The sequence below is a fragment of the Leptolyngbya sp. FACHB-261 genome (genome assembly GCF_014696065.1).
GTDB lineage: Bacteria > Cyanobacteriota > Cyanobacteriia > FACHB-261 > FACHB-261 > FACHB-261.
Map to the genome: position 1 here is coordinate 222397 of NZ_JACJPL010000015.1, position 22364 is coordinate 244760.

The following is a 22364-nucleotide window of genomic DNA, read 5'->3' on the forward strand; positions in this document are numbered from 1 at the left end:
TTCAGTTCCTGGGAGGCATTATGGCTCTGGCAAGACCCAAGACGCTGACCTTTGAAGAGTACCTGAATTTCGATGACGGCCCTGATAATCGCTATGAGTTGGTGCATGGTGAGTTGATCAGGGTTCCGCTCCCCTCACTACCGCGCTCCAATCGAATTGACTTTCTCCATGATGCTTTTAGGGCTGAAATTCAACGCGAGCAGTTGCCCTGGCTCGTGGAACGAGATGTGGGGGTTCGCACTTGGATCGGGAACTCTCGTACACCAGACTTATGTATAGTAATCATTGAGCAATTGGCAGAAATTGTGCAAGCTCCTAGCGCTGTTCTTCAATCACCACCCTTACTAGTAGTAGAGGGTAGTTAGTCCCAGCACAAAAAGTACTGACTACCGAGCCAAACGATCTGAGTACGCGGCGATAGGCATTCCTGAATACTGGATCGTTGATCCGATTGATCAGAGAGTTTCTGTTCTAATCCTAAATGAAGGCTTTTACGACTCAGCAGAATTCAAGGGAGAAGAACGAGTGGTATCCCAAACATTTCCTGAACTTGAGTTGACAGTAGCTCAGATTTTCAGTTCAATGGTTAAAAATTGCAAAAGGTAAAATTCTCTACCTTGTCACAGGGCAAGGGAACTGGATCTTGAGAGAATAATAAAGCCAGCAGAAATTGCTTCATTTTTACCCCGAATCAATGCAAGCACTGGCTTAGGCTACTTACCAAATCAACTCCTTAGGACAAAAGCATGATGAAGCTAAATCACTCGATTAATCTAGAGGAGGACTATCACTCTGAGTTTAAGGAGATTAAGGGAGCCAACCCAATTAATACCATAAAAAATTTAGTGGATGAGTATGCAGTAGCTTACCTCAACAGTGAGGGGGGAAGCATATTTTTTGGAATCCAGGACTCTGACCAGCACGTTGTAGGAGTCCGATTAGATGTTCCACAGAGGGATAAGCTCAGGAAAGAAGTCAGTAATAAACTAGCAAACATCCAGCCTAAAATAGACCCGACTGTGTACAGGTTGGAATTTCATGCTGTCTATGGAAGTGACGAGCAACCTATTCTCAACTTATATGTTGTTCAAGTCAAAGTTCCCCCCTCGAATTCTATAAGACTACACTTCACGGAGAGCAATGAAGCTTTTGTCAAGACAAACGGTGTAAAGCAGAAACTAACAGGTCCACAAGTCCAAGACTGGATTATGCGTCGTTTGGAATCTGCTAGAGAAGATCTCAGAAGTGAAGTAGAAAGAGCTATGGGCTCTGAGCTTTCAAGAATTCAGATAGATATATTGGACACCATAGCGGCGTCTCAACTCCGCTCTGCCGGCATATGAGAAGTAGGAGCGCTACACTCAGTTTCTCTCATCCTCTAACCACATCAGGAAGTCTCCCGGCTGGCATTTGTAGACCTCACAAATAGCAGTAATGATCTCAGCACCTGGAATGTAGGTGGGATCGTTATACAGGTTGTAAGCGGTGTTCCGGCTGAGGCCAGTATCCTTCCAGAAGCGATACGGGGTGATACCTCTTCCGTCCACGAGGTCTTTGATCTTGTTCCTCAGCGGCATGACAGAGATATTCCCAATGCATTAACTATGCTTTCTCCAGTGGGTATATTTGAGTCACCCCTACAGCAGGCACCAAGTCCACGCTCAGGGGAGACTCACGCATAGGTATTCAAATGCTCTCACAGCCCGGGATTTGCCTCAAGCCTGAGGCAGTAGCTTATTGTGCTCGCTTGTACGGGTTTACTGCATTCAGCATCAGCCAACCCCAGCAGGCCTACCAGGAGGTTGTATGAACAATAACTTCAACTGGCGCGTGCTGGCCTGCCAGATGCTCTACGCCAACTTGGAAGAGGTGGTAGCCCGGATTCTAGTGACTTTGGAATTGCCAACAGAGCCAACGCTTGCCCAGCTAGATGAGAAACTTCTTGAGTGGCTAATGTTTCTGATTCGTCAAGGTCACGTTAACAGCACTGCCCAGTGCTACGCGATGTACTTCACAGCACGGGCAGTACTCATGGCCAAACAAGAGATGCAGAATTGAGCAGTGAAACCCTTTGTTGGCTGCGATCTTCAAGCTCTTAGCTTCAAACTCTTGCCTCTAAAAGCTAAGGCCAACTTAGATCTTCACTGCTACCAATGCTGCTGTGTCTGTTTCTTGGCTAAGTAGAAGTCTCAGTGAAGACTACTTCGTACAAAGACATTTGAAACTCGTTGTCAGCTAGCCGTAGCATTTCTAGCAGAGGGCCAGCAAAGGGAGGGTTTTCGTTCATTGCAACATAATCTTTATGATTACTCCACAGCCCGTAATTCACTACCATTGCACCATCAAGGCTGCGGTGGAAATGAGTTGTAACTAGCCCGGCTTGTCCAGCCACTAAATCCACTGCTTCCTGAGTTGCCTTTAGAAAACGCGGTTGATCCTTCGGATTTCTCAGCTTAAAAATACCGAAGTTGATTAGCCCTTTTATGTCTGTGGAGATCTGCATTTTACTGTTGGTAGGCTCACTGACCAAAATCTCGTAGAGGCGAGAATTGGATGCCGGAAAAGTAGAAAGCTGGTTGGAAAGTGACGGGATTTCAGCATTATTGACATAGGCTTCGTAATCACTTGGGCTTGCCCACTGCACATAGTTCACAACCCGCATTCCATCTCGGCTGCGATGAATGGCAGCTGCAACAAATCCAGGCTGCTGCTTAAACACTGTTTGAATATAGTTTATTAAGCCATCGATCAACGATTGCTGTTGCTGTGGCTCAGTGGGGAATATATCAATTTCTGCTGATATGGAATTGTCCTTGGTAACTGTTAGCATTTCGGCACCTTTTCAAGTTTCCAAACTACCCTTTCAGAAGTGCGATGATAGACAATCTTCGAGCAGTTGTCTAGAAGCTTCTTGCTTTTCTAGAAGTGATTTTAATCAAGTGTTTAAAGCGATGTGCAAGTTGATTCTGATCAATAAAATTAACTCCACAACCGCCGTAACCAGTTTTGCGTTTTTGTCATCAGAAAGCATGATAGAAGCAAGTCTTTCTTCGTAGGCTTCACAGATGAAGCTCTCTCAATCTGGCATCGGGATTGTCCTAACTCAATACTAATTTGCTGTCATACCAAAATCTCGCTTGTCTCTGACAGTGCCAAGTCCCTCCTTGGGATGGAGGTTCAGCCAGATTGCTTGCACAACATTGTGAAGCGTAAAGGGCAAAAACAGAAGGCACCTATGCAGCTTCAGGACAAAGTGGCATTGGTTACAGGAGCGGGTTCTGGCATCGGCGAAGCGACAGCACGATTGTTTGCCAAGGAAGGCGCAAAAGTCGCAGCTCTAGGGCGCGACGAGGATGAGCTGAAACCTGTCGTCTCAGAGATTCAACAAGCCCAGGGTGAAGCAATTCCGGTCACAGCGGATATCTCACAACCAGACCAAATGCAGAAAGCCATTCAGCAGATTGTCGATAAATGGGGACGCATCGATATTGTCTTTGCCAATGCCGGAATCAATGGTGTCTGGGCACCGCTTGAGGAATTGGAGCCAGAAGAATGGGACAAGACTCTCGGCATCAATCTCAAAGGCACTTTCTTAACGGTGAAATATGCAGTGCCTTACCTCAAAAAGCAGGGAGGCTCAGTCATTGTGACCTCCTCCGTTAATGGCACACGCATGTTTAGCAATACGGGTGCAACCGCCTACGCTTGCTCTAAGGCAGCACAAGTTGCCTTTACCAAAATGACGGCGTTGGAATTAGCCAAGCACCGAGTGCGAGTGAATGTCATTTGTCCCGGTGCAATTGAAACAGAAATCAACCAGAGCACCGAACGGCGCGATTTGGAAGAAATTAAGGAACCCGTTGAGTACCCAGAAGGAGAAATTCCGCTAACGGATGGTCAATCAGGAAGCTCCGAGCAGGTCGCGCAGCTGGTGCTCTTCCTAGCCTCTGATGCTGCCAGCCACATCACTGGCAGTGAAATGTGGATTGATGGCGGCCAGTCGCTCCTACAAGGCTGAGCAGTGGCCACCACAACCCTAGGAGGTTAGGTCAAATAGGGCAGCTCATGCCGCGGCTCCCTGCTTAACCTGCTGGTCAATTTGCTGCACCTCAGCTTCCGAGAGCTGAAGGTCGAGCGCCCGTACCGAATCTTCAATACTGCTCACTTTGCTAGCTCCAGGAATCGGCAGTACACAGGGTGATTTAGCCCGCAACCAGGCCAGCACGATGTTATAAATTGACCCGCCTTTTTCTTGAGCTAGACGAGTGAGCACTGGAAACGAATCTAAGCTTCCCACGCGGCTACTCCCTCCCAAAGGGCTCCAAGGCAAAAAGGTTAGTCCTTCCTGTTCGCAGTATTGCAAAACACCATCAGACTCAGGCTGACGGTACCAGGGATTGTATTGATTCTGCACTGAAACGATTTCAACAACCTTCCTGGCCTGTCTGATTTGTTCAACCGAGAAGTTAGAAACTCCAACAAAGCGAATTAGACCGGAATCAACCGCTTCTTTGGCAGGAGCAAGAGACTCTTCAATGCTGTAGTTATGATCGGGGGCATGATACTGCCAGAGATCAATCGGTCGCTGGCCACCCAAAGCTTCGAAACTCTCACGAATAGTTTGGCGTAAGTGCTTAGGATCGCCGTTTCGGGTCCAGGAGCCATTAGGGCGCATCAAGCCACCTTTGGTTGCAACGACAACAGAGCCGGTATCACCCTCATACTGTTGCAGCGCTTTGTGGATCAGGCGTTCATTGTGGTGCTTATCGGTTTCGTCTTTGCAGTAAGAATCAGCCGTGTCAATCAAGGTGATCCCTAGATCTAGAGCACGATGGATCACTGCAATTGCCTGGGCCTCCGGTGGCCTACCAGCTATAGACATAGGCATACCGCCTAAGCCAATCGCGCTGACCTGAAGTTGGGTCGGACCCAGTTGTGTTGTTCTCATAATTTGCCCTACTGAGCTATTTAAAGATGGATGAGCTAGCGCATTTCACTGATTAACCACAATTGAATCGCGGCTCTTTAAAAGGTCAGCGCGTGCAGCCTGATCCATCTCGACTGTAGAGTTGAAATTGAAGCCCAACATCTTACCGTCGAACGATGTGAAATACATATCATTACGAACGTCAGTATCAATGGCCCGACTAGTGGCTTCTAATCGAACCCAACGCGTATTATTAATGTCCACTAATTCTCTCGTTCTCCATTGCAAGCCCGGAATTACACGTTCTAAGAGTGGCTCCATCGCTGCTTTGAGTTTAGGTAGTTCTGTTGGAGAAACCCGCGATTGAGAGAAAGTCACTGCAATCGAAACACTTTGGCGCTCGTTAGCATAAACATATTGAGGTGGATTACCTCTAGGAAACTTGAAGGCAATCTCTTCTGAAGTCATCGCCGTAAAACCTGGCGGTGGCACGAAAGAGATTCGTCCGTTGGCTAACTCAACCCGTCCATCCCTACTAACAGTCGGTGTCGTGTTGTGGGGTTGGGTGGTTGCAGAAGATTCAGACTGCTGAGCCTGTGCGACAGGGGAGGCAGCACTTATTGCCAGCGTATTTGCAGTTGATTCCCGGTCTGCTGATTCTGGGTCTGATTGTGACTGTGCTGAGGAGTCTACCGTTGCTGGGGTTGAGGCTTGGGAAGATTGTGAGCTTCGGCATCCACCAATTGCGACTACCACAGCAGCTACCGAGAACAGGGCAAATTGAGATAGCTTCTGCCTAGACATTACCTATTCCTTGACTTTCTGTTAAGGGTCGCTCCCAGAATGGCAATCTTTTTAAGGCTCCGCAAGTTTTCACCATAAGCAGGCTTAAAAAATGAGAGCCGCCATTAAGGCAACTCTCATTCAAAACTGACGTATTAAACGTATCGAAATTTCGGGTTAGAGCTTAGCTTGCTGCCTTGTGCTCGTGGTAATTGGAAATACTTTCATACACTTCGTCCGGGAACTGCAAATCTCGATAGACATTGCAGGCATCCGGGTCCTCAGAGTTGGGACAAATAGGAAACTCTTGCTGGCGCTGGTATTCTAAAATGCGTTCGCGCCGGGGAGGATTATAGTCGTGCCCCTTTACTTGTTCGACCAAAGCACGAGCCTTTTCTTCGCTGAAATCTTGGTCTTTTTGAAGCTGCTCAACCAACTCGTCTTCAGTCATAAAATGACGCGCGACCATCGCAAAGACTAACCGACCATAGTGGCCAATATCTTGCCCTGCATCGAGAGCGTCGAGCAGATGGGTCATCATTTCACTTTTGCGCAGTGCTTCAATCGTCATACTCGCTTTATCCCTTTGTTAGACCCGTCTTAGTAGTTCATTTGTTCTACTTTTCTAATAAGCCATGATTTGGCTGCACCTTCCTCCGTCGAAGGGTATATTGATGCATTGATGAGTCCAATTGCCGGTGATGAAGGCTGAGTTTTATTACAACCGACGCAAATACAGTTGTAGCCTCGCCGGAGAAGCGGACAGTAGAGAGTTAAGAATCAGAAATTCTGAAGGTAAGGTACTGGCAATTGCTCAAGGGGCAAAAACTGGTCTTCTAGGGGTATGTCGCCAAGAGGCAGAGACAGTCGACGTTTCGCAGCCCCGCTTTTACAACTTGATTAAAGTTGCACTCAGTGCCTTAGAAGTCGAAGAAAAAAGGCAGTTAGTTCAAGATCAAGAGCAGATTATTTCCGATAAAGATCAGATCATTCAGCAAAAGGATGAGCAGATCGCGATCATTAAACAGCAGCTTGGAATTCTCAACCAGAAGCTTAACCAACTCTCAGGAGAGCAACAACAACAACTCCAGGATCTTCAGCTCGCTGTTGCCGACCAAGAGTCTCAAATCCGAGAACGGGAGGCTCATCTAGCGCAATTGCAAGCTCAACTTAAACAGCCCCTGCCTCAGTTCGACCCTGCCAAGCTTGAAAGAATTGTTAGAACAAAGTTAGGGGAACTCACCTGGAACAGCATCAGCTCATCCAGCCAGCAGGACCTATGCACAGCCTACGAACACTACAAACTGATCGGGGCTAAGAATTTCATTGATGATTACACCGAAGCAGGTCTTAGGCTTGGCTTTGTAATCGAAACTGAAATTGTCAGCCCTTTCTTTGCCAAGCTCTACCAGTTTTTAGCAACGGGTGGGGGCAACGCTAGCTACGGCAACTCTTTTTTTGAGCTAGGGGGTCTAACCTTGAAGCCGAATCAAGAATACACGTTAGGCATGCTGCCTCGCCTCCTATCTAACCAATGGGAAACTTATCGCAGTGATGCCCTTGAGCAGTGCAGCCCGCCGGACAAAAATAAGCTGCATCGCACCATTGTTCTGCGAGACGCCCTTAACCACGCTGATTCCCAACAAATCAAACGATTTCTACGGCAGTGGCAACACCCGCTTGCTCAGTGGCTAGGTCTAGGCGAAGTTGCCGCTTCTACCCTTGACCAGATCACGAAGCTGCGCAACCGAGCGGCTCATCCCGTTCCTCTATACCTCTGGCAGTTCAAAAAACTGTGGTTTCTAGTGGTTGGAGGCAAGACTCGACGCGGGCTGCTCGGCGACATCTACGACCGCCAGAGTTTGTCTTAGAGAGTCAGGTCAAGAGACATCAGGGGGTCAAAAACAGTTCACGGATGCCAGCACTACCAATCTCCACAGCTAGAGCCGCTAGCAGAAAGCCAAGTAGCTTGGTCGCAATCACTGCCCCCTCAGCCCCAATCCACTTATCAATTAGACCAGCTTGACGCACAATAAACCAAGTTACTACCATCGCTGCAACGATGCCAACCGCCACACTAATGTGAGCGGAGGGCGACTCAGACATCAATAGCATCACGGTCGTTAAGGTACCAGGACCGGCCAGCAGTGGTAGAGCCAGTGGCGTAATCGCAACATCCCGCTCTTGATCTACCATCGGCGTATCTAGCTCTCCCTCCAGCATCTGCAGTGCGATCAACAGTAAGAGCAGGCCACCAGCCACTCTCAAAGAGCCAATACTAATGCTCAAATAATCCAGAATTGACTGACCCGCGAATGCAAAGCCCAACAGGACGCCAGTTGCGACAACGCTGGCCCGATCCACAACGCTGTCTCGCTGTTCTGGAGCCATGCCCTTAGTTAGGATCAGAAAGATTGGGGCGTTACCCAAAGCATCTGCCAAGACAAATACGGCTAGGAAGGTTTTAACCAGAACGGCAGTATCCACAAGTAAACCAAATGTAATGGGAGGGCTTTCTCAACAGTAGCTTATCTAGTCAGAATTGAAGATTGCTGTTTGAAACTGACCCATTTGACTGCTGCCAGAGAGCCAATTTGAGAGCTAGCTTACAATCAACCGTTGTACAATCTGATACTTCTAGATAATTTCTGAGCGGAGTTGCAACCTAGCTCTGTGCTTGAGTGGTGCTGGCAACCTGCCCCAAGTTTCCTATGGGCTCCTACGTATAATTTCAACTGGCTTCTTGAGATTTAGCTTGAGATTTAGCGACCAGCCTAATCATACAAGCTTGTAAAACCTCGCTAATCTCTCTTATTGCTGAGTACAGCCTACCTGAAGAGTGATGAAAACTACTATTTCCCTCCCCACTATGAAGACAGGATTTAGAACATGGAGGATCGGATAGTATGGCAATAAATTACGACAACAGACGAGCAATTGGCATTTTCCCTACGCGTGACAAAGCAGAGCTAGCGATTAACCAGCTACGAGCTTCCGGTTTCCCAATGGATAACCTATCCATCGTTGCCCGAGACACCGAAGAAGGTCGGGTCGGCGGTGCGGATGTCACCACAACTGGCGCTGCTGCTGGCGCCTCGGCTGGCACGGTTGCCGGTGGTCTGGCTGGCTTATTACTCGGTATTGGTTCGCTGGCTATTCCAGGGGTTGGTCCTGTGATCACTGCCGGAGCTTTGGGTAGTGCCCTAGCAACCGCTGCTGCTGGTGCTGGCGTGGGTGCCGCTACGGGCGGTTTACTGGGTGCCTTGGCCGGTCTAGGCGTTCCCGAGAGTCGGGCCCAGGTCTACCACGATCGCATTCAGCGGGGCGACTTTTTGGTGATCCTTGAGGGTTCCAAGGCCGACGTTGTACGAGCCGAGACGATCTTGCATGACAGTGGCATCGAAGAGTTCGCTAGTTATGATGTTTCTGATACGCGCTTCGGCCATGTCTACCACGATGATCCCGATATTCGTGTGAAGCAAGATTAACGTTAATTGTTCAACCCCTGATTGAGCCCTGCTCTAGCGTAGAGCAGGGCTCTATGGAGCCAGTTTTATACTCAGACATACAACCTAGCAATACAAGTTATTGTTAGGTTGTATGTCTGAGTATATACTGCTAAAACAGTAGGCAGTAGCATCTACTCGTAAGCCTTGGTACGAGAGACGGCTTAATTTCTCAAGACTGGACTTTCTCAAAGTTGGGCTCATTGACCAGCTTCCGTATTAATTCATACCGTTTTAGGTAGGGTAGTCTTGCAATTTTTAACAAGCTCTAGACTTGTCGCGGTTTGTTAGCTCAAGGTCTGAGCAGTTCAGACTTAAGCTGATGTATTGCATTGCGTGAACAATCGACCAAAACCCTCAAGACTGAAGGCACTCTAAAGCAAAACCCATCTTGAAAAGACTGTCATGGCATCTACTTTAGAATTAGACTGCTTTGCCCATGCTTTAGAAAGAGCAACTCAACAGGCTGCCCTGACTGAGCTAGCTAGAGAGAGTTCGGTCAGAAGCCAGCAGGCACTACGATGGGCGTTAAGGTTCTCCCGTTGTGCTATTTATCCAGTGACCTGGACATCACCTGATGCCCGCTTCATTTATGTCAACGATGCAACTTGTGCGCATCTGGGTTACAGCCGCCGAGAACTGCTCTCAATGTCGGTACCCGATATTGCACAGGGTTTAACTTTAGAGGTGTGGCAGGATTACTGGCAGGGCCTCAAGCAACAGGGCTGTCTAACTGTTGGAGCCTTGCATCGGTGCAAAGATGGCAGCCTAGTTTCAGTTGAAAATTCTGTCTGTTATCTAGAGTTCAGGGGTAGAGAATATACAGTTGCCTGTTCTCGGGAATTGAGCCAGCAGAGGCGAGGGCTGTTGTAACCTCTCGCCTATTGCAAGCCCATCTAGCGCAAGTCCACCTAACGTAAGGATAAAGCTAACCCAACACCAGTTCTAGCCTTAGGTCCTAGCGTTGGTCTTGCGAGCTTTTTCCTTCTCTTTTTGCTTGGCCCGTTTCTCTGCAGCTTTAGCCTCATTGGCTGCTCGCTCAGCTTCTAGCTTGGCCTTTAGTTTCTCTTCTTCAATCTTGTCCAAATAGTAAGCATAGCCACCCTCATAAACTCGCAGTTCCCCGTCGCGCAACTCCACAATTTTGTTCGCAACTTGCGAGATAAAGTAACGGTCGTGAGAGACAACTAGCACAGTGCCATCATAATTTTGAATGGCATCTTCAAGCATTTCCTTAGCTGGAATATCCAGGTGGTTAGTAGGCTCATCGAGGATCAACAGGTTCACCGGAGCCAACAACATTTTTGCTAGTGCTAAACGCGCTTTTTCGCCGCCGCTCAGCGCTGCTACCTTCTTAAATACAGTGTCGCCACTGAATAAGAAGCGACCCAATAAAGTCCGAACTTCCTCATTGCTCCATTGGGGCACGGCATCATGAATTGTCTCCATGACGGTGCGATTTAGGTCTAGAGCTTCGGCTTGGTTCTGCTCGAAGTAGCCCGGAACAACATTGTGGTTACCCAATTCCACTTTGCCTTCTGAAGGAGCTTCCAAGCCCATAATCAGACGCAACAATGTAGACTTACCGGCTCCATTAGGCCCTAGGAAGGCAATACGATCACCCCGCTCAATCAGCAGATCCGTTCCTAAGAACAGCACTTTATCGCCAGCCAAATGGGTCAAGTCTTTGATCTCAACCACTTCACGCCCACTACGAGGTGCTGTGGGAAAACGAAAGTGCAGCGTGCGCAAATCCCCTACGGGTGACTCGATGCGCTCAATCTTATCTAGTTGCTTTTCGCGGCTTTTGGCTTGAGTGCTACGGGTGGCGCTTGCCCGAAAGCGCTCTACAAATGCCTGTTGTTTTTCCAGTTCCTTCTGTTGACGCTCGTAAGCGCTCTGTTGAGCTTCGCGACCTTCTAGCTTCTGTTGTATATAGCTGGAATAATTGCCCAAGTAAGTGGTAGAAACACCACGCTCAGTTTCGACAATTTGCGTACACAGGCGATCTAGAAATTCGCGGTCATGGGAAACGATCACCATTGGTGTCGTTAACCCTTTCAGATAGGTTTCTAACCACTCGATTGTTTCTAGATCCAAGTGGTTTGTCGGCTCGTCCAGCAGCAGCAGGTCGGGCGATTGCAATAGAATTTTGCCCAAACTCATGCGCATCTGCCAGCCACCACTGAAGCTGCTGACCAGCCGTTCAGCGTCTTCGGGTTCAAAGTCCAGGTCCGGCAGCAGCTTTTCGATGCGTGCATCCAATCCATAGCCATCCCGGGCCTCGAATTCGCGCTGCAAGCGATCCATCTTGTGAATCAGGCGATCAAGTTGGGTCGCGTCTGCCTGCTCCATATCGCGATGCACCTTCGCCAGTTCCATCTGGATCCGGTTAGCTTCTGTGAACACCGTCCACAATTCTTCCCGCACAGTTCGCTGTGGATCAACCTCAAACTCTTGGCTGAGGTAAGCGATGTGTAGAGACGCAGGCCGGATGATTTCACCAGAGGTTGGCTCCGTCTCACCCGCAATGATCTTGAGCTGGGTTGATTTACCCGCTCCATTGACCCCCACCAGGCCAATACGGTCTCCCGGCTTGACTTCCCAGTTCACGTCCTTGAGGACTTCACCTGTGGGGTAAATTTTGCTGATGTGTTCGAGTCGCAGCATTAGGAAGGCTCCTACAAAGGCAGGGGTCAGGTCAGGACGGGGCCAGCGGACGTTGTTTGTAACGAATTACTTAGTTCAATCTTCGCACGGCAACAGCAGGGCTGCCTCCCTAGGTTCATGTATCCGATCGCTCGACTCGATACATTAGTGGGTATTCTCAATTCACAGACAAGTAAAGATTTGCAACGAACCGCTGCTATGCGCTCTACGTCCGAACAGGTGATCTTAATTACGGGAGCCTCATCAGGCATCGGTGCTGCCCTGGCCGAGGCACTTGCTCGCCAGTTTCTAGGCGTGCGTTTAGTGCTGAGTGGTCGCAACCCGCAAAGGTTAGAAGCAGTCGCCGAGCATTGCTCCAAGGCAGGAGCCAAAGTCCTCAGCGTGGCGACGGACATTACCGATGCACAGCAGGCAAACGGCTTAGCCCAAAAAGCCCTGAGCCACTTCGGACGGGTGGATGTGCTGGTCAACAACGCAGGCTACGGTCAGATGGGGCCTGTGGAGTTAGTGAGTGATGCTGCTGTACGGCGGCAGATGGATGTGAATTTCTTCGGTCCCCTAACCCTGATTCGAGCTCTGGTCCCTGCCATGCGAGCGGCTGGGGGCGGTCGCATCGTCAACTTGAGTTCGCTGGCGGGACAAGTCGCCTCTCCTTTCTCTGGGATCTACAGTGCCAGCAAGTACGCTCTAGAGGCGATTAGCGATGCTTTGCGCATGGAACTCGCTCCCTTTGGCATCTCTGTGGTGTTGATTGAGCCTGGGCCAGTGAGCACGGAGTTCTTCAAAGTCGCGCAGCAGCAAGCCGAGGGCACGATTGCCGATCCTAAGCAAACCGTCTATGCCCCTGCCTTTGAGAAGCTAGAGGGAATAGTGGACCAGGTTGATAAGGTAGCCTGGCCTCTAGAACGAGCAACTCAAGTAATAGTCAAGGCCGTCACTGACCGCCGTCCTCGCGCTCGTTACGTAGCGGCTCCCGGGGGAGCACTACTCCTGCCATTGCTCAATTTGTTGCCTGCTGCGGTCAAGGATCGGCTCCAGAGCAAGTTTTATGGCCTGGACCGCATTGCTGGACCTGTATGACCTGTGCAAGACACGAGCCTGCAAGACATAAGTACGACTCAGGCACAAAAGGCAGTTTCTTTAAGCTGATCTGTGTCTAAACTCCATGTCTAGTCCTATGCCTTTAGATGGGGACAACTGCGGCTAACACTAGGGTAGAACCTAGGAGCAATGTATCTCCCCAACCCCAATCACTCTTCAAGCGCAGATGGAGGGGAGGGAACTTGCTATCCATGAAGCACAAAGCCACTAGAGCCGTATCTTGCTCTTATAAAACTTATCTAATTCAATGAATTCCGTCACCGCATCTGTTGGGTGAGCTGATGCGATGGGGCACTTTGGATCAGTAGGATTGGGCTCTTCGCACTTTGAGCCAGTCGTAGCACTTCGCAAAGACCGTTAACGTCATTGGTTACGAGCTTGCTTACGACATCACCCAACACGAAGCCAATCTAGTTTATTAAGGACGGCCGGGGGCACTAATGAGTCTTTTTCTGATGTCTTTAGTTCTTTGGTTAGACAGCGCTGGCTTAATCAAACCGCAGAGCAGACAAACTAGATCGTTGGTGCAGATTTATTTACCGAGGAGCTTAATGGACAGAGCATCCGGTCGATGAAGGCAGCCAGCACTGCTTATATTGAGAATTCCATTTGACAGCTGTCGAAATTGCCCGGTATGCCTGGAAAACGCAGGTCAAGTTGAGCCTAAGCAACGACACGGAATTTGATGAATTGTAAATCATCAACAGCCCCGATGCGTGACAGTACAGGTTTGCGTAACGAACGCTTGCACAGCTTGTCGGTATCGAGCACCATTAACCTGAGCATTATTGTTGTGATCGCCACCAGGGATGAGCACTAATTCTTTTGTCGTTGGCGCTGCGGCGAAGAGGCGTTGGCTCATCTGAAAAGGCACTGTATGATCAGCCGTTCCGTGTAACAGTAGGATGGGCAATTTCAACAATGAAATCTTGTCCAGAGAGGCGAAGCGTTGGGTCAGGAGCAAATCTGTAGGCACGAACCAAAAGCGGGAATTTCGTCTTGCCATCTCACTCATGGAAGTGAAAGTGCTCTCGACCATCAGACCGGCAGCTTCAGGATGATGAATTGCTAGGTTAATAGCAATTGCGCCTCCTAGCGAATGACCGTAGATGAAAATCTGCTGCGGCTTGATTTGCTGCTGAATCAAATAGTTCCAAGCAATCTCGGCATCTTGATAAACTTGAGTTTCAGAGGGAAATTTGCCGCCGCTGTGACCATAACCTCGGTAGTCAATTAGAAGAACTGAGAATCCCAGTTGGTGAAGTCTACGAGCGTGCTCAACATTAGCTCCGATATTAGCACCGGTACCATGTAGATATAGCAATACTTTGGAGTCAGGCTGAGCTGCCGGAATCCACCAACCGTGGAGATGATTGGCTACCCCATCAGAGTTGGTGACTGGCAGATAAACATCTTGATACTTAAGTTGGTAGACAGCAGGTGTGGTTTGAATTATTCTTTCCGGCTGAAAAATGAAATGACGTTGCTGAGACCACAAGATCAAACAAACCAAGAGGTATAACAAAACTGAGCCGACACTACCCGCAAGCAGAAGTCTGAAGAATAAATTAGGCCACACCTCCATAGGTTTGGGAGCCCCAAAAAGATTATCCCGTCTAGAGCGATTGCGATAGCCATTGCGTTGAGTCGTTGAATTCATTGAAATCTCACAATGGGACAGTTTACATTAACGTTGATATTGGGTGATGTCCCTAAAAGATTAAAAAGCATGAGAAAGCTCAGAGAGTGTTGAATTATCTCCCTGAGCAAGTACATTTCCAAGCCAACTGAGAGCCATTCAGATTTCTATGGCTCTAGACCATGGACCTAAACTTTCAGAACCCACTGGCTACGAGTATCGGCGCTAATAAATGAGGCAGGCACATATTCGATGCCCACGCCCAGAGATTTGAAGGCAGCACGAATTGCGGTTGCATGGGTTGATTCAACTGCGCCAATGCTTGCACCTGCCGTGATCAGTGCAGGCGTCTTCAACTTAGAAATTTCACTGCCATAAGCAATGGCGGCATCTGTTTCTAACGCTAAAGCCAGCTTGGCAATGTTCACGTCAGAATCAAGATTGCCTTCGCCCGCTCGGATGTAAGACGAGACGTCATAGCTTGAGCGTGCCATAACCGGTGCGCCCCCTAAGCTGCGGACCGCTGCACTCAAGGTATCTCGGTGTTGCATGTGATCAGCTTGGTTGCGCAACGCCAAGGCTAGAACAGCTTTACCAACATCCGTATTGCTGAGCTTGCCTGCGGCAAAACTGTAGGCCCAAATTGCTTGATGTTCATAAAACAGAGCTTTATTAAGAATGGCAGCGTCGCTAGCTTCATGGGCCGCGTTAGCTGGAGAGGCAGTGATAGCGGCCAAGCCTGCGGTCCCTGCCACACCCACTAATGCTCCGCCCGCTAACATGCCATTTTTTAGCAAGCTACGGCGTGAAGAGGTGTTAGGCCGACGCACAATCGGATCCTGCATGCTGCTGTCTCCTGGTTTAGTTATTGACAGCTTGCCTGCTCGCCCTAGTCATTTCCCAGACCAAAAGGTGCTCGCCTCAGCGCCATTTTTAGCTCACTTTTTGAGCAACTCTGTCTGCAGCCAGCAACACAAGTCTCAGAATGGTATGGACGGCTTCAGGTTCAACCTCCACTTCGGGGTAGCTTCGTTCATGCTCTCCCCTTACAAGTTCTAGCCATGAGCCTGTATGAATTCAGCTTTCCAACCACAGTTCGCTTTGGCGTCGGTGCGCGACGAGAGATTCGGCAAGCCCTCAAAACTCGGGGAGTGAAACGGCCTTTAGTGGTCACTGACCGGGGTGTGAACAGCCAGCCCTTCTTTGCGGAGATCCTGAGCAATCTACAGGGCCCCGACTTGAGCGTTAGCAGCTTTAGTGAGTTGGAGGGCAACCCTGTTAAGTCTCAAGTGAACGCTGGCGTTGAAGCCTTTCGACAACATGACGCTGATGCAGTCATTGCCGTGGGTGGTGGTGCGGCGATGGATGTCGCGAAGGCAGTAGTTTTGATGGCCTCGCACCCCGGCGACCTATTTGACTATGAGGATGGCAGAGAGGACGGTGGACGCCCTATCGACCAGGAATTACCTTTTTTCGTGACCGTGCCCACTACCGCAGGAACAGGTAGCGAAGTGGGCCGCAGTGCCGTGATCTCTGACGACGAATCCCACGCTAAAAAGATCATTTTCTCGCCCCACTTGCTGGCGCAACTGGTCTTTGCCGATCCGGAACTGCTGCTAAGTCTACCCCCCAAGCTGACAGCGGCAACAGGCATTGATGCCCTCACTCACTGTGTCGAGGCTTACCTCGCCAAGGGCTTTCAACCAATGTGCGATGGCATTGCCTTTGATGGCGTGCGTCTGATTGCGCGGAGCTTAGCGCGCAGTGTGCAGCATGGAGATGACCTCAGTGCCCGTAGTGAGATGCTGGCGGCAGCCATGATGGGGGCCGTTGCCTTTCAAAAAGGCTTGGGGGTCACGCACTCTTGTGCCCATGCCCTGTCTACGGTTTATGATCTGCACCACGGTTTGGCTAACAGCCTGATGCTGCCCTATGCCATGCGCTTCAACCAATTGGCGGTGCCCCAACGGCTAGCCCATCTTGCGGTAGCTACAGAGGCGGCAGAGCCAACTGCCGCAGGCTTTATTCAATGGCTCGAAGCACTCAGAGCTGAGATTGGCCTGCCAGCTCGGCTCTCGCAAGTCGGCGTCAGTGCTGACAAATTAGATCAGTTAACAGCAGTGGCATTTGCCGATGGTTGCCACTCGCGCAATCCCCGTCCCTGCACAGCTGAAGATATCCGCAGTATTTACGCAGAAGCCCTGTAGGTATCTTATTGGTATCTTTTTCCCAGCTGTTGTCTGTTATTGCGATTGAGCTGGGTAAGATACCGCTACACTGCCCAAGTTGATTCCCTAATCAATTTAGCGACTACGTACTTCTCAGTATCCAGACCGGCTTAGTATCAAGACAAGGTTAAGTTAGCCGTTCCATTGAGTGTAGGAACTGTAAAAAGGTTTAACTGCACCTCGCTAACTAGGTGTCAACTGAGGTTACCGCGTACTTTTTTAATAGCTTTTGCGGTGAACAGACCGTGGGAGAGCTTCATATGCTAACTGGTATCCCCAACAAGCCAGTCGTTCTCCCTGGAGTTAGCCATGACCCCCAACCGCAATCTGCCCGAGTCCAGGCTGAGAGAAGGTTCTTCTAAATTGGGAGCCAACACTATTTGTTTTGTGTATCCGGATGGTCGCGTTTTAGTTCACGAAGTTTCACGGATTTCTCCAACGCAAAAACAGGACAAGGGAGCGATTGCCTCAGCTTAAATTAGAAGCACAGACTCAGTTGTTTCACTGATCCAGCTGTCTCATTCCTGCACTGGACATAACATCATATAGGTTGCGAACGGGTTGGTTGAAAGTTTAGAAGCTCACTCAGAAGCTTAAACTTCCCTCACAAGAGCTAGGAGCAGTGCCTGGAGGCGCAATACTAAAACCTAGCCCTCCAGGAAAACTTCGGGGAAACTTCCATGCTCACTGTGATCAATCCCGCTAGCGAGAAGGTGTTGGTGCAGTTACCCGAAGACGACGCAGTTTCAGTGGCTAACAAAGTCGTTCAGGCTAAAGCAGCTCAGCCTATATGGGCAGCTTGTTCCTACAGAGAGCGAGCTCAGGCTATTGAGCGATTTAGCCAATTACTGAGTGAGCAAGCCGGTGACCTGGCAGCAACCTTAACCGCAGAGACGGGCAAGCCAATCACACAAGCCCGTGCTGAAGTTCGCACCACAGCTAGTCGCGTCGCTTTTTTCTTGGAGCAAGCTGAGCGCGTCTTAGCTCCCGAGACGGTCCTAGCCGATGCTGAGCTGGGATTGCAAGAGCAGATCACTCACGAGCCGCTGGGGATAATCGCCAATATTTCAGCCTGGAACTATCCCTACTTTGTCGGCAGTAACGTCTTCATTCCCGCCCTGCTGGCAGGCAATGCTGTTCTCTATAAACCATCTGAATATGCCTCACTAACTGGACGCTCGATTGCTGCGCTAATGCAAGCGGCAGGTGTGCCGGAGGGTATTTTTCAGACCGTGCTTGGCGATGGCAAGGTTGGAGCGCTGCTGCTTGACCACCCACTGAATGGGGTGTTTTTCACCGGCTCCTACACGACAGGCAGCAAAATCGCTGTCGCCGCAGCGAAGCACCTGATGAAGGTGCAACTGGAATTGGGGGGTAAGGATGCAGCCTACATTTGCGATGACGTCAGTGTTCAGACAGTGGCTGGGGCCGTTGCCGATGGCGCCTTCTACAATACCGGCCAAAGTTGCTGCGCCCTGGAGCGCATCTACGTGCATGAAGCCGTCTATGAGGCATTCGTTGAGGCATTTCTGACTACGGTGCAGGGTTTTCAAGTTGGCGACCCCAATCACGACGAGACCTACATCGGTCCGCTGGCACGTTCAGCTCAGTTGACGGTTCTAGAGGCGCAAGTGAGCGATGCTCTAGCCCAAGGAGCAACACTGCTATGTGGCGGCAAGCGTTTGCCACGAACCGGCTTCTTCTTCGCGCCTACGGTGCTGGTTGCGGTGAACCACTCGATGAGCGTGATGCGCGATGAGAGCTTTGGACCGGTGATTGGCATCCAGAAGGTCAAGGACGATGCTGAAGCCGCTCAGTTGATGGCAGATACGCCCTACGGCCTAACGGCAAGTGTCTATACCGCTGAGCGAACTAGAGCAGAACGAATTTTAAGCCAACTCAATACCGGCACAGCCTACTGGAACTGTTGCGACCGGGTTAGCCCCCGCTTGCCTTGGTCCGGTCGGGGTCATTCGGGCCAAGGTCTCACTCTCTCCACCTATGGCATTCAGACCTTTACGCAACCCAAGGCTTGGCATTTCAAGGCTTGGCTTTGAGCAGGTCATGAGGCAGTCGAGCCTGGGCGCACCTCTCTAGCTCAGCTGCCCCACGACCTGCTCTATCTGGATCTCTCTGGATCTAGCTCTAGCCAATCTCCTGGTGCCAGAGCAAGTCTGCAACCTGGGACATGCCAGTCTTGAGGTGGCGACGGAAGGTGCTGAAAGGCAAGTCGAGTAGCTCAGCTGCCTGCTCCTGGGTGGGGGCAGGCTGAAGATAGGCTCGGTGCAATGCCCGGTAACATTTGGCCTCTCGGGGCGAGCTTTGCAAGGACTCACAGGCCGACTGAATCAGTTGGCGCAAGACCGCAATGCGCTCAGCTACATCCGTCTGAGCCGGAACTTGCTCCATCACCAACCGCGACTGCAACAGAGGATTGTTGCGCAAAGCATCGGCCCGGGCAAAATTGCGCAGGGCTTCGCGCACAGCCTCCACAAAAGCAGGCTGACTGAGCACCATCAGAGGCATACTTACCTCTGGAGTCGCGGTCGCTTGCACCGAGGCAGCAATCTCCCGTTGCGCCAATAACGCCTGCCAGGCCATCGGTGGCACCGCACGCCAGTCGTGGCCATACATGCCGTAATGCCGCTCACCCACGCTAAAGTCTGCTTCTGGCAGACGAGCCAGGTCAGCGTAGTTGAACATCGCAGCCCAGAAATCGGGTTCTGCACAGGAGAAAAAGGTAAAGGCTAGCCCTGCAGTCGTGCGGTGATATTGCACGAAATGAATGAAAATCAAGCTTTGAATCGGGGAAACAGCCTGATAGGTATCGGCAGCCAACCAGAAGCGCAGCAGAGTTGCGCCTTCGCCAGCTCGCAAGGGGGTGTGGTTTTGCAGATAGTCCCAGGCAGTTTGAGCCGCGGGATCGACACTGCGCTCCTCAGGCGTGGTCTGGTTCAGGGCCAGCATCATGACGAAGCCAACCGGGGCAGTGCCTTCGCCGTCTCGAAATACCAGCACACTGTAGGGTTGCCGAGCCAGCCAATGGGCAGCCAGCTGAGCTGATGCCTCCCCCTCATGGGCTGCTACCATGCTGACTAGAATTGGTGGGTCACCTTCACGCAGGCGGTCGGTCAGCAGCGTGCTGCTTTCATGCCAGGTGAAGCGCGGACGCACCGCAGGGTTATCGCGGTGCAGGAAGATGTAATCGAACAGGGTGCTGTGCTGCTCTTGTCCCCGCGTTTGCTCTAGGCGGCTGGTGTAATAGGTGCGAGCCCGCAGGTGCAACTCGGTGTACCAGTCAGGATTGCGCCAGCGCAGATCAGCGATCAGCACTTCGCGGGCTAGATCGTGGGGGAATAGCCCTGAGCGTCCAGCCTCAATGAACGATAGACTTCGCAACCACTGGAATAGCTCGTGAACTTCTGGCAGCCCCAGCATCTCTGCTAGCAAGGTTTCAGTAGTCAGTCGGGCCAGAGCGCAGGCTTCTAAGGCAATGCGATGAGCGGGACTGGGCAATTCCAGCACAAAGCGGGCCAGGAGAGTTCTGACCACATCCGGCGCAGCTTCCGGCTGAAAGTGCAAGTCCTGGCCCTGAGCAAATACGTCAGCCACCAGCGACAGTGCTAGGGGATGGCCGTGCGTAAATTCCAAAACCCCTTGGTGCTCAGCCGATGGCACCTCGCGTCGAGTCAGGTAAGCCCGGCTCTCTTCGGGGCTCAAATTGCGCAGGGGCACAACTTGCACAATGGCTTGCCAACCCGGATCACTCCGCCAAGCCGAAGTCGGCGCGTGGCGACCGGCTAGGACAATCAGTGCCTGGGCAGGCAGTTGAGGCAGAAATTCATCGCGCAACCAGTCGTCGAGGCGGTCGATGAGTTCGTAGGTATCAACAAGAATGACCTGTCGGCTTGAGCCAGTGAGCTCAGGTGGGGCTGAACTCATGACAGCTTTTACTGCCTTCAAGAAGGAGTCAGGTGAAGCTTCTAGGTTACGGGCGTCTACATAAAAGGCGGGAACCTGAGCCTGCTCGCACAGGCGCACAAACTCACGCAGCAATGTCGTCTTACCGACACCACCAGGGCCGAAGACATGCAATACATGAAAAGGTAGCTCTGCTGCCACCAAGGCTGATTGGAATAACTGCCGCTCTAGGGCACGCCCGACGAATCGCTGATGGCGTTCTGCCCGTAGACGCTCTGCCAGGGACAAGGACATGGGCATCCTTCAGTGTGAGGAACTCAGGTACGAGGAACTTAGGTGTGACAACGAGGCCACCATACCTATGCATCCCCTAGACTAGCTTCCACCTACGGATTTGCTGGCTTCCTTCAGCTTCTATTCCAAATACTGAATATTTGCTACTACGTAGCCGATACCTGATAGCCAATACTGAGATGAGTTGCTCAGGCAGCGCCAACCTGTGCGCTGACCTCGCTGCCAACCCGTACCCCTGACTCACTATCAAACCAGTGTATGTGTTCAGAGGGCAAGGCAACGGTTGCAGTTTCTACACTCCAGTCTCGATCGGCGGGGAGTAGAAAACGCAGGCTATGGTCGCTCTGCCGATCTTGCTGGAATTTGAGCGTAATCAGGTTATGCATGCCCAGAGGTTCCACCAGTTGCACCGTGCCATGCACGGTTAGGGTATCGCCAGGATCGGCTAGGCGCACGTGCTCGGGTCGGATACCCAGGACGATTTGCTGAGCCCGATGCTGGCCGGGCAGTGGGATGCGGCGTTCGCCTAGCAGCGCGTAATTGCCTTCACAGGGAATGGTCAGGAAGTTCATCTGAGGACTGCCGACGAAACCAGCGACAAAGCGGCTAGCCGGATGGGAGTAAATGCGCTTGGGCGGGTCGAGTTGCTGCAAGTAACCGTCGTTGAACACTGCGACCTTAGTTGAGAGGGTCATGGCCTCGGTCTGGTCGTGGGTTACATAGACAACCGGCGCTTTCTGCGCTTCGAACAGTTGCTTGAGTTCAGCCCGCACATGTTCCCGCAATAAAGCATCGAGATTGCTCAACGGCTCATCAAGCAAAAAGATATCGGGCTTGCGCACCAGGGTGCGTCCCAGAGCGACGCGTTGACGTTGGCCGCCAGAGAGCTGACCGGGTTTGCGCTTGAGCAGTTCGTTGAGACCGAGCAACCCAGCCACTTCGTCCACCCGTTGATGAATCTCGCCACGAGTCATGCCACGCAGCTTGAGCCCAGCTGCGATGTTCTCGTAAACGGTCATGTGCGGATAGAGCGCATAACTCTGGAAGACCATGGCAATGTTGCGGTGACCAGGATCAACGTTATTGACGTTGCGACCGCCAATCAACACGTTGCCCGCGGTTGGTTGCTCTAGTCCGGCAATTAGGCGCAGAGTTGTGGATTTGCCACAGCCGGAGGGCCCCAGTAGGGTCAAGAATTCGCCATCTTCGACGCTGAGGCTGACGTCTTTAACTGGAATCGTGGTTGGGTTATATGCTTTTCTGACGCTTTGTAGTTCGAGTTTAGCCATGATCTT

At 51.0% G+C, this 22364-nt stretch carries 23 protein-coding genes; 12 read left to right on the plus strand and 11 right to left on the minus strand.

Going from position 1 to position 22364, the window contains the following annotated elements; genetic code table 11:
• Positions 1 to 20 precede the first annotated feature (20 nt).
• The 3 genes from H6F94_RS32860 (at position 21) to H6F94_RS07235 (ending at position 1343) form a co-directional block, all read left to right on the plus strand.
• A complete protein-coding gene (locus H6F94_RS32860; protein ID WP_277878015.1) occupies positions 21 to 365 on the plus strand; it encodes a Uma2 family endonuclease in 345 nt (114 codons plus the stop codon).
• A 52-nt stretch (positions 366 to 417) separates the two neighbouring features.
• On the plus strand, positions 418 to 606 hold the full coding sequence (locus H6F94_RS32865) for a Uma2 family endonuclease (RefSeq protein ID WP_313949250.1): 189 nt from the start codon (positions 418 to 420) through the stop codon (positions 604 to 606).
• A gap of 140 nt (positions 607 to 746) precedes the next feature.
• Positions 747 to 1343, plus strand: coding sequence for an ATP-binding protein (locus tag H6F94_RS07235; RefSeq protein ID WP_190801540.1), 597 nt, complete (start codon positions 747 to 749; stop codon positions 1341 to 1343).
• An 18-nt stretch (positions 1344 to 1361) separates the two neighbouring features.
• Here H6F94_RS07235 and H6F94_RS07240 read toward each other — a convergent pair whose 3' ends face one another.
• On the minus strand, positions 1362 to 1577 hold the full coding sequence (locus H6F94_RS07240) for a helix-turn-helix domain-containing protein (protein WP_190801541.1): 216 nt from the start codon (positions 1575 to 1577) through the stop codon (positions 1362 to 1364).
• Between the two features lie 229 nt (positions 1578 to 1806).
• Here H6F94_RS07240 and H6F94_RS07245 point away from each other — a divergent pair, with 229 nt between their 5' ends.
• Positions 1807 to 2058 (plus strand): hypothetical protein, encoded by a 252-nt coding sequence (locus H6F94_RS07245; RefSeq protein WP_190801542.1) that lies wholly within the window; start codon positions 1807 to 1809, stop codon positions 2056 to 2058.
• Positions 2059 to 2176: 118 nt separating this feature from the next.
• On the opposite strand, the gene H6F94_RS07250 is transcribed toward H6F94_RS07245, so the two are convergent.
• Entirely contained in the window at positions 2177 to 2830 is a 654-nt protein-coding gene (locus H6F94_RS07250) for an antibiotic biosynthesis monooxygenase family protein (protein ID WP_190801543.1), read from the minus strand.
• 405 nt (positions 2831 to 3235) lie between these two features.
• On the opposite strand from H6F94_RS07250, the gene H6F94_RS07255 reads away from it, so the two are divergent.
• Positions 3236 to 4018, plus strand: coding sequence for an SDR family oxidoreductase (locus tag H6F94_RS07255; protein WP_190801544.1), 783 nt, complete (start codon positions 3236 to 3238; stop codon positions 4016 to 4018).
• Between the two features lie 45 nt (positions 4019 to 4063).
• Here the strand turns inward: H6F94_RS07255 and H6F94_RS07260 are convergent, their stop codons facing one another.
• The 3 genes from H6F94_RS07260 to H6F94_RS07270 form a co-directional block, all read right to left on the minus strand.
• On the minus strand, positions 4064 to 4948 hold the full coding sequence (locus H6F94_RS07260) for an aldo/keto reductase (protein WP_190801545.1): 885 nt from the start codon (positions 4946 to 4948) through the stop codon (positions 4064 to 4066).
• Between the two features lie 45 nt (positions 4949 to 4993).
• Positions 4994 to 5731, minus strand: coding sequence for a hypothetical protein (locus H6F94_RS07265; RefSeq protein WP_190801546.1), 738 nt, complete (start codon positions 5729 to 5731; stop codon positions 4994 to 4996).
• A 163-nt stretch (positions 5732 to 5894) separates the two neighbouring features.
• Positions 5895 to 6281 carry a hypothetical protein gene (locus tag H6F94_RS07270; RefSeq protein WP_190801547.1) on the minus strand — a complete coding sequence of 129 codons (387 nt, stop codon included), beginning with the start codon at positions 6279 to 6281 and terminating at the stop codon, positions 5895 to 5897.
• Positions 6282 to 6411: 130 nt separating this feature from the next.
• Between H6F94_RS07270 and H6F94_RS07275 the strand changes: the two genes are divergently transcribed.
• Entirely contained in the window at positions 6412 to 7581 is a 1170-nt protein-coding gene (locus H6F94_RS07275; protein WP_190801548.1) for a hypothetical protein, read from the plus strand.
• 19 nt (positions 7582 to 7600) lie between these two features.
• Here H6F94_RS07275 and H6F94_RS07280 read toward each other — a convergent pair whose 3' ends face one another.
• Positions 7601 to 8197, minus strand: a complete 597-nt coding sequence (locus tag H6F94_RS07280; RefSeq protein WP_190801549.1) for a MarC family protein — start codon at positions 8195 to 8197, stop codon at positions 7601 to 7603.
• 419 nt (positions 8198 to 8616) lie between these two features.
• On the opposite strand from H6F94_RS07280, the gene H6F94_RS07285 reads away from it, so the two are divergent.
• Both H6F94_RS07285 and H6F94_RS07290 read left to right on the plus strand, forming a co-directional pair.
• Positions 8617 to 9198 carry a general stress protein gene (locus H6F94_RS07285; RefSeq protein WP_190801550.1) on the plus strand — a complete coding sequence of 194 codons (582 nt, stop codon included), beginning with the start codon at positions 8617 to 8619 and terminating at the stop codon, positions 9196 to 9198.
• 423 nt (positions 9199 to 9621) lie between these two features.
• Positions 9622 to 10089, plus strand: a complete 468-nt coding sequence (locus tag H6F94_RS07290; protein WP_190801551.1) for a PAS domain S-box protein — start codon at positions 9622 to 9624, stop codon at positions 10087 to 10089.
• A 78-nt stretch (positions 10090 to 10167) separates the two neighbouring features.
• On the opposite strand, the gene H6F94_RS07295 is transcribed toward H6F94_RS07290, so the two are convergent.
• On the minus strand, positions 10168 to 11886 hold the full coding sequence (locus H6F94_RS07295) for an ABC-F family ATP-binding cassette domain-containing protein (protein ID WP_190801552.1): 1719 nt from the start codon (positions 11884 to 11886) through the stop codon (positions 10168 to 10170).
• A 198-nt stretch (positions 11887 to 12084) separates the two neighbouring features.
• Between H6F94_RS07295 and H6F94_RS07300 the strand changes: the two genes are divergently transcribed.
• Positions 12085 to 12966, plus strand: a complete 882-nt coding sequence (locus H6F94_RS07300) for an SDR family oxidoreductase (RefSeq protein WP_190801553.1) — start codon at positions 12085 to 12087, stop codon at positions 12964 to 12966.
• 721 nt (positions 12967 to 13687) lie between these two features.
• Here H6F94_RS07300 and H6F94_RS07305 read toward each other — a convergent pair.
• Complete coding sequence (locus H6F94_RS07305) at positions 13688 to 14647, minus strand: alpha/beta hydrolase (RefSeq protein ID WP_242041038.1); 960 nt, start codon at positions 14645 to 14647, stop codon at positions 13688 to 13690.
• A gap of 167 nt (positions 14648 to 14814) precedes the next feature.
• Entirely contained in the window at positions 14815 to 15471 is a 657-nt protein-coding gene (locus H6F94_RS07310) for a ferritin-like domain-containing protein (protein WP_190801554.1), read from the minus strand.
• Positions 15472 to 15687: 216 nt separating this feature from the next.
• Here H6F94_RS07310 and H6F94_RS07315 point away from each other — a divergent pair, with 216 nt between their 5' ends.
• From H6F94_RS07315 to H6F94_RS07325, 3 genes are all read left to right on the plus strand, one after another.
• Positions 15688 to 16833: an iron-containing alcohol dehydrogenase gene (locus H6F94_RS07315; RefSeq protein ID WP_190801555.1), complete on the plus strand. Its 1146-nt coding sequence runs from the start codon at positions 15688 to 15690 to the stop codon at positions 16831 to 16833.
• A 330-nt stretch (positions 16834 to 17163) separates the two neighbouring features.
• Positions 17164 to 17331: a hypothetical protein gene (locus H6F94_RS07320; RefSeq protein ID WP_190801556.1), complete on the plus strand. Its 168-nt coding sequence runs from the start codon at positions 17164 to 17166 to the stop codon at positions 17329 to 17331.
• 203 nt (positions 17332 to 17534) lie between these two features.
• Positions 17535 to 18911, plus strand: a complete 1377-nt coding sequence (locus H6F94_RS07325) for an aldehyde dehydrogenase family protein (protein WP_190801557.1) — start codon at positions 17535 to 17537, stop codon at positions 18909 to 18911.
• 88 nt (positions 18912 to 18999) lie between these two features.
• On the opposite strand, the gene H6F94_RS07330 is transcribed toward H6F94_RS07325, so the two are convergent.
• Together H6F94_RS07330 and H6F94_RS07335 are read right to left on the minus strand one after the other, a co-directional pair.
• A complete protein-coding gene (locus H6F94_RS07330; RefSeq protein ID WP_242041039.1) occupies positions 19000 to 21069 on the minus strand; it encodes a P-loop NTPase family protein in 2070 nt (689 codons plus the stop codon).
• A 188-nt stretch (positions 21070 to 21257) separates the two neighbouring features.
• Entirely contained in the window at positions 21258 to 22358 is a 1101-nt protein-coding gene (locus tag H6F94_RS07335) for an ABC transporter ATP-binding protein (RefSeq protein WP_190801559.1), read from the minus strand.
• Between the last annotated feature and the right edge of the window lie 6 nt (positions 22359 to 22364).

Bases quoted from the DNA above. Each gene is read 5' to 3' on its own strand.
- H6F94_RS07325 (WP_190801557.1), top strand. From the start codon at position 17,535: ATGCTCACTGTGATCAATCCCGCTAGCGAGAAGGTGTTGGTGCAGTTA.
- H6F94_RS07290 (WP_190801551.1), top strand. From the start codon at position 9,622: ATGGCATCTACTTTAGAATTAGACTGCTTTGCCCATGCTTTAGAAAGA.
- H6F94_RS07300 (WP_190801553.1), top strand. From the start codon at position 12,085: ATGCGCTCTACGTCCGAACAGGTGATCTTAATTACGGGAGCCTCATCA.
- H6F94_RS07260 (WP_190801545.1), bottom strand. From the start codon at position 4,948: ATGAGAACAACACAACTGGGTCCGACCCAACTTCAGGTCAGCGCGATT.
- H6F94_RS07270 (WP_190801547.1), bottom strand. From the start codon at position 6,281: ATGACGATTGAAGCACTGCGCAAAAGTGAAATGATGACCCATCTGCTC.
- H6F94_RS07250 (WP_190801543.1), bottom strand. From the start codon at position 2,830: ATGCTAACAGTTACCAAGGACAATTCCATATCAGCAGAAATTGATATA.
- H6F94_RS07255 (WP_190801544.1), top strand. From the start codon at position 3,236: ATGCAGCTTCAGGACAAAGTGGCATTGGTTACAGGAGCGGGTTCTGGC.
- H6F94_RS07335 (WP_190801559.1), bottom strand. From the start codon at position 22,358: ATGGCTAAACTCGAACTACAAAGCGTCAGAAAAGCATATAACCCAACC.
- H6F94_RS07330 (WP_242041039.1), bottom strand. From the start codon at position 21,069: ATGTCCTTGTCCCTGGCAGAGCGTCTACGGGCAGAACGCCATCAGCGA.
- H6F94_RS07235 (WP_190801540.1), top strand. From the start codon at position 747: ATGATGAAGCTAAATCACTCGATTAATCTAGAGGAGGACTATCACTCT.
- H6F94_RS07285 (WP_190801550.1), top strand. From the start codon at position 8,617: ATGGCAATAAATTACGACAACAGACGAGCAATTGGCATTTTCCCTACG.
- H6F94_RS07240 (WP_190801541.1), bottom strand. From the start codon at position 1,577: ATGCCGCTGAGGAACAAGATCAAAGACCTCGTGGACGGAAGAGGTATC.
- H6F94_RS07275 (WP_190801548.1), top strand. From the start codon at position 6,412: ATGAAGGCTGAGTTTTATTACAACCGACGCAAATACAGTTGTAGCCTC.
- H6F94_RS07295 (WP_190801552.1), bottom strand. From the start codon at position 11,886: ATGCTGCGACTCGAACACATCAGCAAAATTTACCCCACAGGTGAAGTC.
- H6F94_RS07245 (WP_190801542.1), top strand. From the start codon at position 1,807: ATGAACAATAACTTCAACTGGCGCGTGCTGGCCTGCCAGATGCTCTAC.
- H6F94_RS32860 (WP_277878015.1), top strand. From the start codon at position 21: ATGGCTCTGGCAAGACCCAAGACGCTGACCTTTGAAGAGTACCTGAAT.
- H6F94_RS07310 (WP_190801554.1), bottom strand. From the start codon at position 15,471: ATGCAGGATCCGATTGTGCGTCGGCCTAACACCTCTTCACGCCGTAGC.
- H6F94_RS07305 (WP_242041038.1), bottom strand. From the start codon at position 14,647: ATGAATTCAACGACTCAACGCAATGGCTATCGCAATCGCTCTAGACGG.
- H6F94_RS07320 (WP_190801556.1), top strand. From the start codon at position 17,164: ATGACCCCCAACCGCAATCTGCCCGAGTCCAGGCTGAGAGAAGGTTCT.
- H6F94_RS07265 (WP_190801546.1), bottom strand. From the start codon at position 5,731: ATGTCTAGGCAGAAGCTATCTCAATTTGCCCTGTTCTCGGTAGCTGCT.
- H6F94_RS07315 (WP_190801555.1), top strand. From the start codon at position 15,688: ATGAGCCTGTATGAATTCAGCTTTCCAACCACAGTTCGCTTTGGCGTC.